Consider the following 19113-nt stretch of genomic DNA (forward strand, 5'->3'; position numbering starts at 1 on the left):
CTTTATAAAAGGCTAATAATTTATTTCACAAGTTCATAAACCTCTTACAAAAGTGCTGCAAGAGAAGGGGAAAGGGAAAATACAAAACTTTTCTTCCTTCTCCTGCAAAGACGCTACGCGTAGCTTTCTTAAGCGCAGGGGTACACCTTTTCCCGATTTTTGCCAGAAGTTTAATGAATACTTGTTTGATTTTGAAATCAAAATTGTATAAAAAAGGCTCAGGCATTTCTGCTTGAGCCACTAATACATCAAGTGAATTATATTGATCTAACAAGTTAGGTCAAATAGCTAAATTAGTAAAGCTTAGTAACGGTTGCGTCCACCGTAATTACCACGGTTACCACCGCCACCACCAAATGAGCCGCCTCTTTCTTCTCTGGGTTTAGCCTTATTTACTTTTAAGTCTCTTCCCATCCACTCAGCGCCATCAAGAGCTTCAATAGCAGCATTTTCTTCTGCATCTGTACCCATTTCAACAAAGCCAAAGCCGCGCAAACGGCCTGTTTCTCTATCTGTAGGTAGCTGAACGCGCTTCACAGAACCATATTCTGCAAAGACTGCATTCAGAGTGGCTTCAGTAACTTCGTAAGAAAGATTGCCTACATAAACTGACATAGATTGTCTCCGAAATTGTAAATATGTAGAGATTTAAATTTCGGAGAAAAGTTTGTAAATACCAAAAACAAAAAGACTGTCAATACTAAAAACAAAAGCTGTTAACCGAATTAACTCTCATCTCTCATTATGGCATAGAAATTTACTTTTAGGGGAATAATGGAAAAAAGAATATTAGCTGACTAATTCCACTAGAGCTTCTCGCTGAAACCTGACTACGCATGAGACTAAGCAGCCGCGATAATGTCCACTGGTAAATACTGAGAGTGTGACATTAGTCTGACCTTGATCTAAAATTTCTTTCACCTTACACATTTGCCGTTTATTTTTACAGTATGCAAATATGCGATCGCCAGCTTTGACTTCCAATGCTTTTATTTTCAATTTCTACTCACTTCTACAGTTATTCATCTAACCCATAGTATTTATGGGGAGGGTTTTGACCTGATTTTGGTTTCTATATAAGCACAACAATAATTGAAATATTTCAGCTTAATAAGCTGTTCCATATTTAACTTGCATAGATGGGGCGGGCAAGATGCCCAACGCCACAAGAAATATATAATTTCAGATTATGCAAACTAGATTTGGTTTAGCTTATATACACTAAGACCAATTTAAGCTGCATCTGCGATGGTTTTAGCTCTATTCACTTTCAGGCTATAACCCATCCATTCAGTACCTTGTAATCCATTAATCGCTGCTACTTCGTCGGTGTCTTTTTCCATTTGAACAATGGCAAAACCTCGCTTTTCGCCTGATTTTTGCTTGGTAGATACTAGTATCCTTTTCACAGACCCATACTTTAAAAAGACTTGTCTGATATCCTCATCTTCAATTTCATGGGATAGATTACCAATATAAACTGACATAGAATATCTCCGAGCTAACAGAATGTAGAGATTTACATTTGGAGAGGTATCTCTATAGTCACTTGACCAAAAATATTTCTCAATAATTTAATAGTAGCATGGTTTTAAATTTTAAACATATTTAAATCAGTACAGGTTTAAGTAGCTTGGTTTTTTAGCTTAAAAATTTATCAAGAGAATAAACCTCAGCCCATTAACTAAGGTAATAAATATTTTTTATAAGTAGACGCAACTGATAAGTCAATTAGCCAGTACAACAAGGCAAAAGTCAAAAGTTAAAGGTAAAAAGAAAGAATACTTATCCCACCAGATTTTTAGCAATTACAGATGGTCTGTTTATTTACGCCGACTTGTACTAGGCAGTTACCTACTTTCCCAAAACTCCCTTCTTTTCCATCCCCGTGAGGGGTAAGGGACTTCCAAATAAAAAAATATCCCAGTATTTATTGTGGGGTGGACATCTTGTCCGCCCAGTTTATGTGGCGGGCAAGATGCCCGCCCCACAAGATGGAATAATTTATTTCTTGGAAGTCCCTAATTGATTGAAAACAACTCATACTAAGGTACATATCGTACTTGTTACTTCAGTTTCCATCCCCGTGAGGGGTAATTGATTGAAAACAAATTATGAGGATTCATATGAGCGGGCTGACGCTATGTTTCCATCCCCGTGAGGGGTAATTGATTGAAAACCGCCTGTTTTGGGGGAAGCTGATTTGGATTAAGAAAAAGTTTCCATCCCCGTGAGGGGTAATTGATTGAAAACCCTACCCTTGTAGAAAGCTTATTAAATAAGGCTTACAGCACCATAAAACTGAGGGGGGTCTGTTTTACCTGTCAACAAGCCACATTTATTGACAATATGGACAGCCTGCAAGTGCCTCAAACCCTTATAGAGTAAGTTATCTGAGGGGGTCTACGAAAGAATCAGCATTTGAGCTTTTGCACGACCCCCTCAGGTTACATTTCTTAATAAAATGGCTTAAGGAAACTAACCATGAGGTTACAAGCCAAAGATATATATTTATTGAATTTTCAAGGTGCAGCGATTGGTATAAATAGTAGCATAGCCAATTTTCAAAGGCAATCTCTGCCTCACAACAATTTAATCAGCAAAAGCAAGTATTGCTTTCTTCAAATCTGCTTTGGCTTTCTCAAAAGCTGTTTGTGCTTTCTCATTTCAGTGTATTCAGCAAGCCAAAGCAAATATTGCTTGCTCAAAAGCTGTTTTGGCTTTCTCATTTCAGTGTATTCAGCAAGCCAAAGCAGATATTGTTTTCTCAAAAGCTGCTTTGGCTTTCTCGTTTCGGTGTATTTAGCAAGCCAAAGCAAATATTGTTTTCTCAAAAGTTACTTTGGCTGATTAATTTGGGTAATTTCTTTGAAAAATCGTAGTATTACTATGTAGCTAAATTTATTTGAGATTTGCCAAAATTCTCTCAGGCTGATCCATAGGAAATTTTTTAAGGTAAATAAGATTAAATCAGTTAATAATTCAACGGTAAACGGTCAAAAACCTGATGAGTAATTATGCAATTAAGCCTGTATTGTTACTTAACTGTTAACTGAGAAGCAGATTAGAAGGTGCATCTTAAATATGGCTAGAAGACAAAGAACTTCCGATGTGTTAATTAAAGCAGTGCGTCGTGCGGCTGGTATTAAATCAATTGATCCAAACTTAAATGCAGGTAATGGATTAACTTTATTTGCTTATTCCAACCTCATTGAGACAATGCGAGATCAAGAAAATACCTACAACAGTGCGCTTGCTAACTTGGATAGATTGTATACTGAAATGCTGGCAACCGAGCGTCAACTGGCAGACATGACAGAACACATGCTCATGGGTGTTGCAACTAAATATGGCAAAAGCAGTGTAGAGTATGGCATGGCGGGAGGAGTTCCGAAAAACCAACGGCGCAAGGGACTGCGAGGCGAATCGGCAATTGAGCTTACTGGTGAAGAAGCAATTATTACCGGTGTGAATGGCAATGGCAAGGTTAAAAGTCATTGACTTTAGCGAGATTTAGATACCCGACTGTTTGAGAAAATCAGGTATCTGGGCAGCATTGCTTCATTCATGATTTTACCTAAGCATCTAAGTTTTATGGGGGAAAGGGTGAAGGGTGAAGGGTTAAAGGTTAAAAGTTTTTTCTTCCCCTTTCCCCTTTTCCCCCTTAACCAACAAATATTGCAACACATCCCAACACTACTCGGTTAAGCGTTTTGAACTCAAAACTGTTTTTAGCTTAAAGGTAAAGGATTAAAGGTTTTTTCTTCCCCTTTCCCCCTTCCCCCTTTCCCCCTTAACCTCATACAAAATGCTTAATCACGACGCATAGCGAGTAATTCTTGGGGAGAAGCTAAGAGTTTAATTTTGGCTTCGACAATTTGGCGTTGTTGATTGAGAATAAATAACCAAGTAACGTTAACACCACACCAGGATGTGAAGGCTTTTCCTGCTACTTGGACTTGAATTTGCTCGTTTGGCAAACTCTCAATAATTCCTTGGTGCGGTTCGGCTTTAATACCTTGAGCTTCTTGTTTTAGATAAGTTGCGATCGCATCTGTCCCTACAAAACCAGATTCAAAGGGTGGATACATCATACCATCCTCAGCAAATAAGGCAGCAGTTGCCGCAAAATCTCCAGCATTCAAAGCTTCAAAGTAACGTAGAATAGTCGGTTCTGTAATTCCCTCAATTGATAATTCTCTGGTGTCTGTTTTTTTGTTAAATTCAGCAGTAGTCATAAAATTACCTGTTTTGAGGCTAGCTAAACATCAATGTTCATGGCAAACGCAGTCTAAAAAAAGCTGCTATCGGTATATATTGCTTTGTGATCATGAAGTCGTTCTCTGGATAGAGGCAAAAATTAAATTAAGAGAAATGAATAGCTCAGGCATAACCACGACTGATGTGGTAAAGAAAAAAGCGCAGGAGTTGGGATTTCACAAAGTAGGAATTGCGGCTGTGGATGGGGTAGATGAAACAGCAGCACAGCGCTTGCAAGCATGGCTAGCACTGGGTTACAACGCTGATATGGCATGGATGGCTAACCCCAAGCGTCAGGATATCCGCTTAATCATGCCAGAAGCGCGATCGCTGATTTGTGTGGCACTCAATTACTACACACCCCATCAACGTCCTACAGGTGAGGAATATGGCAAGATTTCTCGTTATGGTTGGGGACGAGATTATCACAAAGTCATGCATAAGAGACTTAAAGCACTAAACAATTGGGTACAATCACTGAGTGAAAATGTCCAAGCGCGTTATTATGCAGATACAGGCCCCGTACCAGATAAATTATGGGCGCAAAAATCTGGTATTGGCTGGATTGCCAAAAACGGCAATGTAATTACCAGGGAATATGGTTCTTGGGTCTTTTTAGGAGAGATTATTACCAATCTGGAACTAGAGTGCGATCGCCCAGCTACAGAACATTGCGGCACCTGTACGCGCTGTTTAGAAGCTTGCCCTACTGGTGCAATTACTCAACCCTATGTAGTAGATGCTAATCGCTGCATTGCGTATCATACAATTGAAAATCGGGCAGAACAATTACCCCCAAACGTTAAACCCCACTTACAAGGCTGGGTTGCAGGGTGTGATATCTGCCAAGATGTATGTCCGTGGAATCAACGTTTTGCAAAAAGCACAGATGTGGAAGAATTTAATCCTTATCCTGGGAATCTGGCACCGAAGCTGCTAGAATTAGCAGAAATCTCAGAAGAGGAGTGGGAGCAACAATTTACAGCTTCAGCCTTACGACGGATTAAACCAGAAATGTTGAGACGTAATGCCCGTGCTAATCTAGACGCATCAAGGCAACAGAATGACTCAGACAGTGATTATTTTTGATTTTGATGGCACGATTGCAGATACAGTAGACGCTCTTGTCAGCATTGCTAATCGTTTGGCTGTAGAATTTGGCTATGTCCCAATTACCCAGCAGGAGCTAGCACTCCTGAAAAACTTAACATCAAGGGAAATTATTAAATACTCAGGTATCTCTGTATTTAAAATCCCTTTTTTAGTAAAGAAAGTTAAAGGAGAGTTAAAAGACAAGATTCACGAATTTCAACCAATTCCCGGAATTAAAGAAGCCTTAATCAAACTCAAGGCTGAAGGTTATAGTTTGGGAATTATTACTTCTAACTCTAAAGATAATGTCAACGAATTTCTCAAAATTAATGAGCTAGATACTTTATTCGATTTTATCTACTCAGGAGTCACAATTTTTGGCAAAAAGACTATCATCAATAATGTCTTAAAGCAAAGGCAGCTAAAACCGCAACAAGTAATTTATGTTGGTGACGAAACAAGAGATATAGAAGCTTCAAAGAAAGCCAATATTCAAGTAATTGCCGTAACTTGGGGCTTTAATTCCCCAGAAATTTTAGCCAAACAAAAACCAGATTTTTTAATTCACCATCCAAGTGAATTGTTGACGGTAGTAAATAGGAAAAATTCGTAATTCATAGTGCGTAATTCGTATTTAGGGACTTCCAAATAAAAAAATATCCCAGTATGTATTGTGGGGTGGACATCTTGTCCGCCCAGTTTATAGGGCGGGCAAGATACATTGGTGTCAACTTAACGTGAAACCCTCTTGGTTGCAAGGTTTCGCCCTCACCCCCAGCCCCTCTCCCACAGGGAGAAGGGAGCCAGAGATTTAGTTCCCCTTCTCCTCGGGGAGAAGGGGTTAGGGGATGAGGGCGCGAGGTATTTGTACAACGCCCACCCTATATCGCTTTTAGCTTAAGTTGACACGTATGGGCAAGATGCCCGCCCTACAAGATGGAATAATTTATGTCTTGGAAATCCCTTAAAGCTGTTACCACCTAAATAGCAACATCACTTAGCAGATTTCAAAATGAGAGGTTCAGGTAATTACAGCAGATTCGATGTTGATTAGCTACAACAACTAATTGAAAAAAGTAATGAGTAATAAGTAGTGAGTTATAAGTAAATTTCCTACTCATAACTCATTACTCATAACTCATTACTCATGATGTACTTCACTAACTTCAGAATTGCTGTATAGATAACTTGGCTGTATCCTACCGAAATACACTGTATATTCGTAATTACATAGTGTCCTAATATTGGTAATTACGAATTACGAATTACGAATTACGAATTACGAATTACGAATTACGAATTACGAATTATCAACTTTTTGCTTCACCCTTTTCCAAAGCTTTTTTTATTAGCTCATCATCAATACTAGCTACACCTTCATTTCTAGAACCTGCAACATCCTTAGCCATATCTGCATAATCATCAGGATTACCAGTTGCTTGGGTTTCGAGTCTAGTTTCTTCTGGTTTGGGAACTTCATATTTAGGTGCTGTTGCTGCTTCAGCGGCTTTCGCACCTTCACCTGTGCGATCAATTTCACTAACACTGAGTTTTTGTGCAGCAGCGTAATCAGCTTCAAAATCTACTTGAGGCGCTTTTTCTTCACCAGCAGCTATGTTTTCTGCTGCTAACTGTGCGTCATGGGTAGGTGCTTCGCTGACATTGGGCTTGATTTCATCAGGCATAATTGACTCCTAGGTATTTTTTCGCTTGCTGTGGTCATCCTATCAAAGCAATCTGTAAAATCATTGGCACCTTAGGAGATATTCTTACCTCTATTAAAAGATAGATAAAAACTGCAAATTGCTATAAATAAATCTCTTTCTTGTGGAAGTCGATTCTGATTATTAAATTCTGTTAACCCTTAGTTTGATATGTTAAATTGCCTTGGAGATAAATAATGACTGCTAGCCAAAATCAAAGCGTTCCACAAGCTTTAACTAATGAAACTCAAAAAGTTGTAGAAGCGTTTAATAAATTAGATACCGATGCTAAATTAGCATGGTTTTATTTTGTTTATGAAAAGATGGGAGATTCAATTACCCCAGCCGCACCTGCTGCTGCAGAACCCAACTTAGCACCAATTTTACTAGGAGATTATTTAGATTTATCGGATGAAAAACAATTGGCAATTATGCGCCAAATTGTTAATTGCGAAGATAGCGATTATTCTCGTGCTTATGGTGCTTTAAAAGAAAATAATCAGCTATTAGTTTGGTATGCTTGGGCGGTAGCAATGGGAGATAAAGTAGTTGATCTACCCGATAATTACGAAACTACAGATACAATGGACAATTTACTTTCTCAACTCGAAGGATTAGAGTTTGAGCAACAAATGTCTGTAATGCGAACCATTGTAGGAAACATGGGCTACAGTGATGTCCAACCTGTAGAAACCCAAGCACAAACTGGTAAAACCCCAAGTTTGTAAGCTTAATTTAATTTGGGGAAAAGGTGTACCCCTGCGGGGAAGCAAGCTACGCGTAGCGTCTCCGCAGGAGAAAGGGTAAAGGTTAAAGGTTTTTTCTTACCCCTTTTCCCCTTACCCTTTTCCCCTTCCCCCTTTCCCCTTAACCGACAACTATTGAGTCCCTAAGACATCGCCATCTGGTTTAAATCCGCTGGGGTGAGGTGAGAGTGAATAACTTCACCATCGCGGAACCAAACTATGCGCGCAGTTTGACGCGCTACCTCTGGTTCATGGGTAACCATGACAACTGTAATCCCACTGGCGTTTAACTCGCTAAAGATATCCAAGACTTCTTGAGTAGTGCGAGAATCGAGTGCGCCAGTGGGTTCATCCGCTAACAGAACTACAGGACGATTGACAATAGCACGCGCGATCGCTACTCTTTGTTGTTGTCCGCCTGATAGTTGCGTGGGCTTGTTATTCAGACGCTTTTCTAAGCCGACTTTAATCAAAGCTTCCGTAGCGCGATCGCGTCTTTCTTGAGCATTGATTCCTGCATAAGCCATTGGTAACATCACATTTTCTAAGGCTGTCAATTGGGTTAATAAATGGAATTGTTGGAAGACAAACCCTAGTTTAATATTGCGAATATGCGCCAATGCTTTATCATTCATTTGCGCCACATCAACATTATCTAAATAGTAACTCCCAGAAGTAGGGCGATCCAGACAGCCGATGATATTCATAGCTGTAGATTTACCAGAACCAGAAGGCCCCATAATTGAACAATATTCACCTTCATCGATAGCCAAATTCACATTATTAAGTGCTTTGACTTCCGTTTCGCCGCTACCGTAAACTTTAAAGATATTTTCTAATCTAATAATTGGGGATTTGATATTTGTCATTTGTCCTCTCTTACAAAGTTCTGATCGGAGGAAACCTCCGCCCAGACTTTGCGCTTTGTCATTTGTCATTTGTTATTTTTCTCTGATTTTTATTTTTTATAACCTCTTTCCTCAGTAAATTCAGTAACTTACTCTGGTGTTCTTCAGAGGGTAATACAAAACACATCTAATTACATATTAAACTTTCTCAATCTTTTGTGGAGTGAGAATCTTGCCCGCCCAGATGAGAAACTTAAATGCCGATTAAGGGACTTCCAAATAAAAAAATATCCCAGTATGTATTGTGGGGTGGACATCTTGTCCGCCCAGTTTATGTAGCGGGCAAGATGCCCGCCCCACAAGATGGAATAATTTATTTCTTGGAAATCCCTAACGTATCTACATCTGTCTGTCAGCGTAAGTATTGTTTCTATCTTTTGTAGGATTATGCCTCTAGAATCATTCGTTAAGTTATGTGGAGTAACTAAAAGAAATTTTTCTTAGTAACTGCAAATGCTAAGAAAATTCGCCTAATTTGGAGTTTTTATGACCTACACAGTTGACGAAAGCACAAGACCAGCTTTAGAAAGATTTCAACGCTTTGATGTAGATACTCAACTCGCTTTACTTTGGTACGGTTACCTAGATTTGAAACCACAGCTCAACCCAGCGCCTCCTAACAGCGTTGATACTCCAGCGAGAGCTGTGTTCGATCACATTCAAGACTTGTCTCAACAAGAGCAATTGCAAGCACAACGCGACCTCATTAAGGGTGGTAGTGGTGAAATTAACCGTGGTTACAACGCGCTCAGTCCTAATGCCAAACTAGAGGTTTGGTTGCTGTTAGCACAAGGAATGGAAAATGGAACCATCATCCCAATGCCTTCTGATTATCAGCTTCCTAATGGCACAGAGGAATTTACAGCACAAGTTAAAAAGCTAGAGTTTGATCAAAGATTGAATTTTATGCTTACTGCTGTGCAAGCAATGGGTTAATCTATTTCTTAATTAGGAATTTAGGTGCGTTATTACGAGGGTAACGTACCTAAATTCTTAATTAATGAAACCTGGCAACGGGATTAAAACATCACTCAGAAGTTGGCATTGCGATCGCAATTTAAATCATGTTGGCGACAGTATATTATTCTTAAGGGCACGCCACTGTCATGCCCTTATAGTATTGGGAAAATGTTAAAGGTTAAGGGTTAAAAGTTTCTTTTCCTTTTCCCATTCCCCTTTTTTCCCTTAACCGACCTTTCTTTCCTATTCCCTCACTCCGTTTACTTGACTTAAATTGCTGCTTGAATGACTTCACTAATAGTTTTACCAACTAATGGATTATCCCAGTAGCTTCCATGAGCTTCACCACCCCAAATGAGTGGGATTAATCTTTGGCTAAAAGGACGGTTAAAAATATTACCCTTGTCTGTAATTACATCCTGAGTATTCACATAATCAGTGCTACCGTCTAAAAGCATTGACATCACGCCTTCTAATGGGTAGGCAATGGGATCGCCAGGATGAGAGAAATTACGCCAATTTAGCGGCTTTTTTCGCAAATTATAGAGATTTTGTAAAAATCTTCGCAGATCGGGTGTTAAATCGTGGGTACTCACTCCATTGACATTACCGCTAATATTCAACAGACTGAACAGCGCTAGTGGTGAACCCATTGTATGGATACTAGCTAGGGGGATTCCAGTTTGAGGATTGGGATCTAAACCAAACAGGACATTACGCAGATCCTTAACCAGTTTGATTGTCTCATCTTCTAAGTCGCGAGATTCCCACCGACGAGCAAAGAGGATGTCAAATAAAATTACTGTTCCCCAACTATGAGTGATTACATGGAGGCGATCGCTAGTATTGGCACCTTGTAGTACACTAAAAGCCTCAGACTTGAATCTTTGTACTACCTGGGTACCAACATGGCGGCTTAAGTAAAGTGCAGCATCACCGACAAACTCAAGAATCTGTTCTGTGCGAAAATCTCTAAACCAAAAGTCGTTCCATTTGGGAGAATCTTTGATATTGGTGACTAATTCCCTTTGTGCAGCCAAATTCAGATCTCCCCAGAAAAAATAAATCGGCTTCACAACTCTAGACTTATCGTTGATAGAATTTTGAATGCGATTCAGCAAGATATTGCATAATTTCTCAAATGCTGGTCTTTCATGAGTTTTGACACCGTGGACAAAGAGAACATAATCGGTAGGCATCTTAGTGGCCTCTCAATGACTTCATATCTCAAATCCAAAGTGTAAACGCAATAATTCGGAAGCGATCGCAAACGATCGCAAAACTTGAAAAGACGCAATCCATCGGCTTGAGAGTGCTGTTGAAGCTTCTGCGGCTAATCTGCGAGTTCTCCCAAGAGTAACCAAAAGGCGCAGACACTGCACCCTTAGGGGTTTCCCGCCTTAAAGCCAGTAGCGTTGCTGAGTCAAAACCCTATTTTTATTTTCATCGATAGTAGTCAAATTTTTGTCACTGTAACTTTCTTAAAAATAGGGGTGTTTCCGCTAGTGCATAGATAAGAGAGATTTAATCCAATACGCTTGGGTTAAGAAAATTAATTGATCACAAAACCAAAAAACTAGTTACTCAACAAAAAAACAGAACAATAATTTTGGAGGGGGTTTGGGGGACGCAACCGTCACCCAATCGGGGGTTTGGGGGAGAATCCCCCAATTGTTCTGGCTTTTTTATTTAAGTGACAAATCAATCACTAATGAGCTTAACTCAAGCGTATTGAGATTTAATCGTGATTAACTAGCTGGAAATACTGGAAATATCCCTTTAAAAACAACAACACCCAAACTCCTACTAACTGAACACTTTCCTCTAATTATGTAACACAGCCAGGGATGTACTACGATTTCATCACTTTAATGAAAAAGCAATGAGAACCAGTGACAGCGCCCCCTGAATTTAAGTATTTGAGGAAATATCAGGTTTTGTGTTGGGTGTTGCTGCTTTTTGACGAGACAGATGTAAATTAAACAGCGTTTTTACCTCTTAATTTAACTCCAAATGCAGCTGTTATATCTGCCAGGGAAGCTTAGTAACTTCATTTATTAGATTACCACCTGGAAAGTTCTAGATAATTTTTGGTCATTAAAGTTTACTTGTAATACTCATAGATATTGACGAAATATTAAGTATTTTTGGAAAAACTCTAATAGTAAAGTCTTCATTGTTTTAGCTGAATGAGTAATAACTCATGAATTGTTTAAGTTATAAAAAATAGGTTTAATTTGCCATCTTTCCGAGTTGAGTTTTATCGAATGGGCAGAATGGTGATTGACTTTGCATAGGGGATTAAGAGGTAACTCAATCCACAACTCTGTACCTTTACCTGCTTCTGACACACACTCTATAATGCCACCATGTTTTTCTACAATAATTTGGTAACTGATAGCGAGTCCTAAACCTGTACCTTTGCCTACAGGCTTAGTTGTGAAAAATGGGTCAAAAATCCGCTTTTTAACTTCTTCTGTCATGCCTGTACCATTATCGGCAATCCGAATCAGGATAAAGGATTGATCTGCGGAAACTCTCGTGGAAATACAAATTGACGGTATGAGAGACTGATCGTGTTTAATTTGTGTTTCTAAAGCATCAATAGCATTAGTGAACAAATTCATGAATACTTGATTCATTTGTCCGGCATAACATTTCACTAATGGTAAATCGCCATAGTCTTTTATCAGCTTTACCCCTGGGAAATTGATATTGGACTTGAGCCGATGTTGCAAAATTAATAAAGTGTTATCAATTCCTTCGTGTAAATCAACAGGCTTAAATTCCGCCTCATCCAGACGAGAAAAATTGCGTAAAGACAGCACTATAGAGTAGATTCTCTCAGCTCCTACTTGCATAGAGGAGATAATTTTGGGCAAATCCTCTGCCACAAACCCGACATCAATGGTTTTTTCTGCTAACAGAATTTCACTATCTGGCTCAGGATAATGTGATTGATAGAGGTATAAAAGCTGCAGTAATTGTTGGGTGTAGTCATTGGCGTAAGTGAGGTTACCGTAAATAAAGTTAACAGGGTTGTTAATTTCATGTGCTACCCCTGCAACTAACTGTCCCAAACTGGACATTTTTTCGGTTTGAATCAATTGTGTTTGTGTATGTTGCAGTTGTTGTAGAGTCCGCTCTAACTGTTCTGCTTTAGCTTTAGCCTGGTTTTCAGCAGCATGGCTTTGTTCATAGAGTTGTGCTTGCTGAATTGCGATCGCAGCCTGATCTGCTAGTTGTAGGATTAACTGAATTTCTGCATCTTGCCAATTTCGGGGTGCATTACATTGATGAGCAATGAGTAAACCCCATAGTTGCGTACCCATTTTGATGGGAATAATTAAGTTGGCTTGTACTTGCAGATTTTCCAAGAACTCCCGATGACAATCACTCAAACTAGCAGTGGAAACATCATTAATAGCCCGTACTCTTCCTTGATTGTAAAGACGAGCATACTCATCAGGAAAACATTGTTGAGGGGCTGTGGTTCCCAAAGCTGATGGATATTTACCATGAATCTCTTCTACAATCACATAACCATCAGACTCACTGAAGATTTTGTAAATTAACGCCCGATCAGAATTGAGCAGCGATCGCACTTCCCTGACTATGGTTTGGAGGGTAATATTTAAATCTAATGAACTGCGTATTTGCTCGGTGATTTGCTTAATGATTTTGGTAAAATGCAGAGATTTCTCAATTTCAGCAGTTTGTTCTTTTACCCTTTGTTCTAAGTTACTATTGAGGCCTTGCACTTCTTGATACATTTGCTGCTGGTGAATAGCCATCGAGAAGTGAGAAGACAAGGCTTGTCCCAGAAAGATATCTCCTGGTTTCCATTCTGGCGCTTGTCCTTTCCTTTCTTCTCGCCAAACCTCAAAGGACAGTTGGGGTAGTTGTTGTCGCTGATTTTGCTCGCAGCGTCCCGCCCACAAGATTTCGGTATCAAATTCTCGGCGAAAAATGGTTAAAACACCAATAAGATTTTGGCGGTAATGTAGAGGAATTACCAATAATCCCCGAATTGGAGTTGCTTTAAAGGCTAAGGCTAAAACCCGGAAATGGGGTTCTTTATAAAGGTCGGAAATTGCCCAAACTTGGCTAGGTTTGGATTGAACTATCCAGTTTTGCCATACAGGATGCTGCTCAATGACATTATTTTCTAACTCGTAAGGTAATTTCGGTTGATCGCCCCAGGTGTACAGTTCTCCACTCTGTTCGATGTAAATCCTACCACCGATACCACCAAAAGCATTAATAGTTGCCTTGAGAGCCTGTTGCAATTGAATTGTTGGTAGTTGATGCAAGAGGATACTGATTTGGTTAATAATCCCTTCTTGTTGTCGCTGAAAACGGGCTTCGCTAAGTAGATTGCTTTGAGCGATCGCAATTTCTACTTGATCGCTAACCTGTTGTATGACTTTCAGTTCCCACTCGGAAATAGTTCGGGGTTGGCTGTGGTGCGATACCAACAATCCCCATAGTTCTGGCTTTGCTGATTTCTCTGTAAGATTGCGATGTAATATTGGCACTACCAGCGAAGCTTGTACGCCCATAGCAGTTAAGTACTGAATATGGCATGGGTCTACCTGTCGATAGTAGATATCCTCTGTTTGTTGGTATGGGTCGCTGGTTGATAAATATAAGGGCGATAAGCCGATTTGTCCTGTAGACACATCCACAATAGCCCGTTGCCGCACGGCTATAAACATCTCTCTGGCGTACCGTGGGATATCATTGGCAGGGAAGTGTAAGCCCAGCAGAGATGGTAAACGCTGTTCGTGGATCGCTTCAGCAATCACTTCGCCACTCTCATCCGCATCAAAGCGATAGACCATCACCCGGTCTGTACTTAAAAATGACCGTACCTCGGAAACGGTAGCTGTTAATATTTCTGGAAGTTCAAGCGATCGCCTAATCTGATTAGTCATTCGGTGTAGTAAACTTTCTGGATCAAAAGTTTGCTGCACCTCACCAGTTTTTTTAGTAAATACCATTAGTTATATACACTCAAAGAATTGTATAAAACTCTTAAACCCTGATATTAATTAAATTTAGTTAGCGGCAGGTGAGTGGAACTTTTATGGAATTGCTTCCATGTCAAAGAAGACATTTTTAGACTAGATTGGAGACCGCTTAACACTCTTGCGAGAAGCAAGGAAAGCAGCATCAAAAAAGTCTAGCTAACTCACGCTTACTTTGATTTCTCTAGAGAAATCTGAAGTCTCGAGGGTGAAAGATTAAGAAAAAGTTAATTATTAAGTAATTTATTTTATCTCTTTGCTCTTATAGATGCATACGGTAATACTATGCAAATTAGAAAATGTTAATTTTTTATCTATAGGTCGTATAAAAAAATACAGATATTTAAATTAATTTTGCGATAAAAAAGATTTTCTTCTCATTAAAAATATTTGTTTCAAGAGAATCTAAGGGGAAATCAGTAAATTCCCCTTAAATTATTTTTAGCGTATTTTTTGGTAATTAATATTACAGGTATTTTTCAGTAAGTGTACTCACAGAGACTAACTTGCGGATTTCTTCACGTACGCTCATAAGAACTTTACCAAGTTGGTTTTGACCAGTTTTATTTTTTCCACAACCCCAAAAGTAATCGTTAGGAGAATCCTCTACTATGATTTCACTACCCGTGTTTAACAGTATGTCTCGAATTTCAGCATGAGTGAGAAACTTTTTCAATACAGCTTCTCGCATTACCTGAGTTTTGACAATATCCCAATCACAACGGAGTTGGCGACTACTACATCGCCCTAAAGCAGCGGCTTCTTCGGGAGTTGGGGCATTATGGATCGCGGGTATAATTACCGCATCAATACTGCCAACAAACTTTTGTGCTTGATAATAATGCTCAACAGTTGCCCAGTAAGTACCCTGGATTTGAATTCCATGCGGAGAAAAGTTAGAAAAACAGCCATAAGGCTGCCAAACCTTGTAAAAGTAAATAGTCATTTGAAAATTGCTCTTGAATATCAATTTATATCATGCCTGGAGATGGTAATTAGAGTCTGTAAAAACTCCCTAGGGACTTCCAAAAATCAATCGCTTTGGGAAGCAGAGGAGGCAGAGGCAGCAGAGGCAGCAGAGGAGGAAGAATATAATTATGGTCTTCCCTGCAAAAAATGGATAATTTAATTTCTGGAAGTCCCCTAACAGGAAATTTTCTACTTTCAAATCAACGCTAGCATTTGCCTCTAGATAGAAGATATTCCTTTGGTGAAAGTTCTAAGGTAGTAAAAATGCTAATCTGCGAGGTTGAGCATGGAGGCGAATAGTGAGCAACTCAAGCAACCGACACCGCTAATTGCTGCTGGTATTTTCCTGGGTTTAGGTTTAGGTGGATTTGTGGATGGCATCGTACTACATCAAATCCTCCAATGGCATCATATGTTAAGTAATGTAAGACCACTGAATAATGAGTCAAATATAGATTTGAACATGGTCTGGGATGGATTATTTCATGCCCTGGATTGGTTACTCACAGTAGTTGGGGTAGCTTTGTTATGGCGTGCTGGTGGGCGTGAAGATGTTCTTTGGTCATCCCAAACGTTTCTGGGATCTATACTTTTTGGTTTTGGCTTATTTAATGTCGTGGAAGGGCTGATTGACCATCAAATTCTCGGCATTCATCATGTGAAACCAGGGCCAAATCAGTTAGCTTGGGATATAGGCTTTTTAATATTTGGAGCGCTACTTATTGTTATTGGGCTGTTGATGATTAAAAATAGAAAAGTAGCAGAATAATCAACAATCAACCTCAGCACCAAAAATCTTTTTATCGTGACCTACCCATGCTTTTTCGCGTAAAAGATATTTTTGAATTTTACCAGTACTAGTTTTTGGTAAGGAAGTAAATTCAATCGCATTAGGACATTTAAAACCCGCAATTTGACTGCGGCAAAATTGCACTAATTCTTGTTCTGTAACTTGCATTCCTTCTTTGAGGGTAACGAAGGCTTTAGGAACTTCACCGCGTTTAGGATGAGGGATGGAAATTACGGCACATTCTAATACTGCTTCATGACGGTAAAGGCATTGTTCAACTTCAATACTAGAGACATTTTCACCACTAGTAATGATGATATCTTTCATGCGATCGCGCACTTCAATATAACCATCTGGATGCATTACCGCTAAATCGCCACTGTGAAACCATCCCCCATGAAATGCACGTTCTGTGGTTTTGGGGTCGTTATAATAACCCGTCATCACCATATTTCCTTGCATCACCACTTCGCCCATTGTTCGTCCATCTGCAGGAACATCATGCATATTTTTATCTACAACCCGCAAACCATCTGCACCTATATAGGGTACGCCTTGACGCGCCATGAGTTTGGCTTTTTCTGCAATCTCTAAATCTTCCCAATTTGATTGATATTCGCAAACTGTATAAGGGCCATATACTTCCGTCAAACCATAAACGTGAATAATTTTCGCGCCCATTTCGCTAATTTTGGCAATCAAAGTTGGTGACGGTGGTGCGCCTGCTGTTGTGATTGTTAGTGGTGCTGCTAAAACTTGCGGACAGTTGGGATGATTGAGGAGTGAAATTAGAACTACAGGCGCAGCATTAAAATGTGTAACTTTCTCTTGTGCAATTAAATTCCAGACAGTACTAGGGTGAAATTTACGCAAACAAATATGAGTACCACCTATAGCAGTTACCGCCCAAGTAAAACACCAACCATTACAGTGAAACATGGGCAAAGTCCACAGATAAACTGAGTTAGGCGTTAATGTGGTTTCAATAATTTCGCCTAAAGAATTCAGATATGCGCCGCGGTGGGAGTACATTACACCTTTGGGTTTGCCAGAAGTGCCACTTGTGTAATTAATAGAAATTGTCTCCATTTCATCAGCAATTAGCCAAGGTAATTCCGCATTGCTACCAGTTTGGATAAAGGCTTCATAATCTTCACCCTCTAAAGGCTCGAATTCTGCTATATCGCTGATATTGATAATCTGTTTGACAGTTGTTAAACTATCTTGAATTGGTCGAATAACATTTGCTAATTCTGTATCAACAAATAAAAACTTCGCGCCACAATCATTTAATATATAGGCGACTTCTTGGGGTGCTAACCGTGTATTAATAGATACTAAAACACCGCCAGCTAAAGGTACAGCAAAATGGGCTTCTAGCATGGGGGGAGTATTAAAACAAAAAAAGGCGACGCGATCGCCTTTTTCTAGCCCCCCATGACGCAAAGCTGAAGCTAGACGATTTATCCGTTCTGCAAATTCAGCGTAGGTGAAGCGGTTTTGTTTATATATAATCGCAACTTTATGACTATATACTTTAGCATTGCGTTTAATGAATGTTAAAGGAGTGAGAATGCTGCGGTAAACTGCTTCAGGGTTCATGGCTAAAGAGTCAAAGGTCAAGAGTCAAAGATTTTTAGGGAATTATCGTTTTTTTACCTAATAATTACGAAAAATGAATGTAGTGCATAAAGTTTAAAATTCCCACCTTGGAGCATATCACACATGAGTTACCTATAATAATAGGGGCATAAAAGATTGTGCCCCTACCCATATCAATGATTTAGTTGAAACATCTATGCATAAGGATTTTCAATTAAGATAATTTTTCTCCTTATGTCCGAAATTCATGTAAAGTATTTAACTCTTGACTCTTGATTACAGACGCGATGAATCGCGTCTCTCCAACCCTTGACTACCTCACATTTCTCACCAAAAAATCTGCTTGTCCGCAACTTGTGCGAGACCGTTTGAGAATGTCTTCACTACAAACACCAGGTTGACCGTCTTTAGAGTAGCAAAAGAATACTTCTTGTAAAAATCTTCCAGAACCGGAACAATAAGGCGCTATAGAATTAGGATTTAATTCTGGATTAGCACTAACCAATGAATTTTGTAATCCATTAATAGTAGTGCGGAAAGGTTTGCTAGGACGATTATAAGCTGTGGGAATCGCCACAGAATCTTTTAACTGCTTGGATAATTTTAAGTATTCTTGAGGAGTTTTACCCGAACAAGTACCATGTTTTTCCCATTCATGGTCATAAAGTTTTGGACTGGGAAACAAACCTGCAAACTCTTGCTTTAATTTTTTCGGTAATTTTTCAGAGGAACAATTTGCTGGATAACCCTTTTGGTATTGGGGCCACAAACCATGTAAGACAAAACCAAGTTTTTTACCTGCTTTGCACTGCTGTGGATCGCGATCGCCATTGTTGGCGCAGTAATCTGGTGACCATGATAAAGTTAGTACGTAAAAATCAAACTGGCCAGGAGTTCCACGATTTTGGGCGCTAACGGCGTTAGGGATAGCAAAGCTAGTAATCAACAGGGAAGATGCTACCAGGATGTTTTTGAACTGCATATTCACATCGAGATTTTTCGGTAATGAAAGTGACGACCTATACCTTAACTCAGAGCAGTAAAAAATAGTCA

General features: G+C 39.4%; 18 protein-coding genes. 6 read left to right on the top strand and 12 right to left on the bottom strand.

The genetic code is table 11. The features are described 5' to 3' along the window. Positions 1-303 precede the first annotated feature (303 nt). The 3 genes from HG267_RS24765 to HG267_RS24775 all read right to left on the bottom strand — a co-directional run bounded on the left by HG267_RS24765 (position 304) and on the right by HG267_RS24775 (position 1487). The gene (locus tag HG267_RS24765; protein WP_045868444.1) at positions 304-615 is read right to left on the bottom strand and encodes an RNA recognition motif domain-containing protein; all 312 of its coding nucleotides are present in this window, start codon (positions 613-615) and stop codon (positions 304-306) included. A gap of 174 nt (positions 616-789) precedes the next feature. After that, positions 790-999, bottom strand: coding sequence for a hypothetical protein (locus HG267_RS24770; RefSeq protein ID WP_071989347.1), 210 nt, complete (start codon positions 997-999; stop codon positions 790-792). A 233-nt stretch (positions 1000-1232) separates the two neighbouring features. Next, positions 1233-1487 carry an RNA recognition motif domain-containing protein gene (locus HG267_RS24775; RefSeq protein WP_045868445.1) on the bottom strand — a complete coding sequence of 85 codons (255 nt, stop codon included), beginning with the start codon at positions 1485-1487 and terminating at the stop codon, positions 1233-1235. 1597 nt (positions 1488-3084) lie between these two features. Between HG267_RS24775 and HG267_RS24780 the strand changes: the two genes are divergently transcribed. Further along, positions 3085-3501, top strand: coding sequence for a hypothetical protein (locus tag HG267_RS24780; protein ID WP_045868447.1), 417 nt, complete (start codon positions 3085-3087; stop codon positions 3499-3501). 311 nt (positions 3502-3812) lie between these two features. On the opposite strand, the gene HG267_RS24785 is transcribed toward HG267_RS24780, so the two are convergent. Next, positions 3813-4238 carry a nuclear transport factor 2 family protein gene (locus HG267_RS24785; protein WP_045868448.1) on the bottom strand — a complete coding sequence of 142 codons (426 nt, stop codon included), beginning with the start codon at positions 4236-4238 and terminating at the stop codon, positions 3813-3815. A 136-nt stretch (positions 4239-4374) separates the two neighbouring features. On the opposite strand from HG267_RS24785, the gene queG reads away from it, so the two are divergent. After that, positions 4375-5349, top strand: coding sequence for a tRNA epoxyqueuosine(34) reductase QueG (gene queG, locus HG267_RS24790; protein WP_045868449.1), 975 nt, complete (start codon positions 4375-4377; stop codon positions 5347-5349). Continuing rightward, the gene (locus HG267_RS24795; protein ID WP_045868450.1) at positions 5324-5965 is read left to right on the top strand and encodes an HAD-IA family hydrolase; all 642 of its coding nucleotides are present in this window, start codon (positions 5324-5326) and stop codon (positions 5963-5965) included. The genes queG and HG267_RS24795 overlap by 26 nt, the downstream gene beginning before the upstream one ends. Positions 5966-6662: 697 nt before the next feature. Here the strand turns inward: HG267_RS24795 and HG267_RS24800 are convergent. Next, positions 6663-7037: a hypothetical protein gene (locus HG267_RS24800; RefSeq protein WP_045868451.1), complete on the bottom strand. Its 375-nt coding sequence runs from the start codon at positions 7035-7037 to the stop codon at positions 6663-6665. 215 nt (positions 7038-7252) lie between these two features. Between HG267_RS24800 and HG267_RS24805 the strand changes: the two genes are divergently transcribed. Further along, positions 7253-7783: an orange carotenoid protein N-terminal domain-containing protein gene (locus HG267_RS24805; RefSeq protein WP_045868452.1), complete on the top strand. Its 531-nt coding sequence runs from the start codon at positions 7253-7255 to the stop codon at positions 7781-7783. Between the two features lie 161 nt (positions 7784-7944). Here HG267_RS24805 and HG267_RS24810 read toward each other — a convergent pair whose 3' ends face one another. Then, positions 7945-8670 (bottom strand): ABC transporter ATP-binding protein, encoded by a 726-nt coding sequence (locus HG267_RS24810; protein ID WP_045868922.1) that lies wholly within the window; start codon positions 8668-8670, stop codon positions 7945-7947. A gap of 525 nt (positions 8671-9195) precedes the next feature. Between HG267_RS24810 and HG267_RS24815 the strand changes: the two genes are divergently transcribed. Further along, on the top strand, positions 9196-9645 hold the full coding sequence (locus HG267_RS24815) for an orange carotenoid protein N-terminal domain-containing protein (protein ID WP_045868453.1): 450 nt from the start codon (positions 9196-9198) through the stop codon (positions 9643-9645). A 293-nt stretch (positions 9646-9938) separates the two neighbouring features. Here HG267_RS24815 and HG267_RS24820 read toward each other — a convergent pair whose 3' ends face one another. The 4 genes from HG267_RS24820 to HG267_RS24835 all read right to left on the bottom strand — a co-directional run bounded on the left by HG267_RS24820 (position 9939) and on the right by HG267_RS24835 (position 15645). After that, positions 9939-10868, bottom strand: coding sequence for a hypothetical protein (locus tag HG267_RS24820; protein WP_045868454.1), 930 nt, complete (start codon positions 10866-10868; stop codon positions 9939-9941). A 21-nt stretch (positions 10869-10889) separates the two neighbouring features. Then, the gene (locus HG267_RS24825) at positions 10890-11033 is read right to left on the bottom strand and encodes a hypothetical protein (RefSeq protein WP_228045566.1); all 144 of its coding nucleotides are present in this window, start codon (positions 11031-11033) and stop codon (positions 10890-10892) included. 837 nt (positions 11034-11870) lie between these two features. After that, positions 11871-14672 (bottom strand): GAF domain-containing protein, encoded by a 2802-nt coding sequence (locus tag HG267_RS24830; protein WP_081583903.1) that lies wholly within the window; start codon positions 14670-14672, stop codon positions 11871-11873. A gap of 493 nt (positions 14673-15165) precedes the next feature. Next, positions 15166-15645 carry an NADAR family protein gene (locus tag HG267_RS24835; RefSeq protein WP_045868455.1) on the bottom strand — a complete coding sequence of 160 codons (480 nt, stop codon included), beginning with the start codon at positions 15643-15645 and terminating at the stop codon, positions 15166-15168. Positions 15646-15954: 309 nt separating this feature from the next. Here HG267_RS24835 and HG267_RS24840 point away from each other — a divergent pair, with 309 nt between their 5' ends. Then, a complete protein-coding gene (locus HG267_RS24840) occupies positions 15955-16437 on the top strand; it encodes a DUF2243 domain-containing protein (RefSeq protein ID WP_045868457.1) in 483 nt (160 codons plus the stop codon). On the opposite strand, the gene HG267_RS24845 is transcribed toward HG267_RS24840, so the two are convergent. Together HG267_RS24845 and HG267_RS24850 are read right to left on the bottom strand one after the other, a co-directional pair. Further along, positions 16438-18081 (bottom strand): long-chain-fatty-acid--CoA ligase, encoded by a 1644-nt coding sequence (locus HG267_RS24845; protein WP_263419973.1) that lies wholly within the window; start codon positions 18079-18081, stop codon positions 16438-16440. 292 nt (positions 18082-18373) lie between these two features. Beyond that, positions 18374-19042, bottom strand: a complete 669-nt coding sequence (locus tag HG267_RS24850) for a ribonuclease T2 family protein (RefSeq protein WP_045868459.1) — start codon at positions 19040-19042, stop codon at positions 18374-18376. Between the last annotated feature and the right edge of the window lie 71 nt (positions 19043-19113).

This window comes from Tolypothrix sp. PCC 7601, from assembly GCF_025677855.1.
Taxonomy (GTDB): Bacteria; Cyanobacteriota; Cyanobacteriia; order Cyanobacteriales; family Nostocaceae; genus Aulosira; species Aulosira diplosiphon.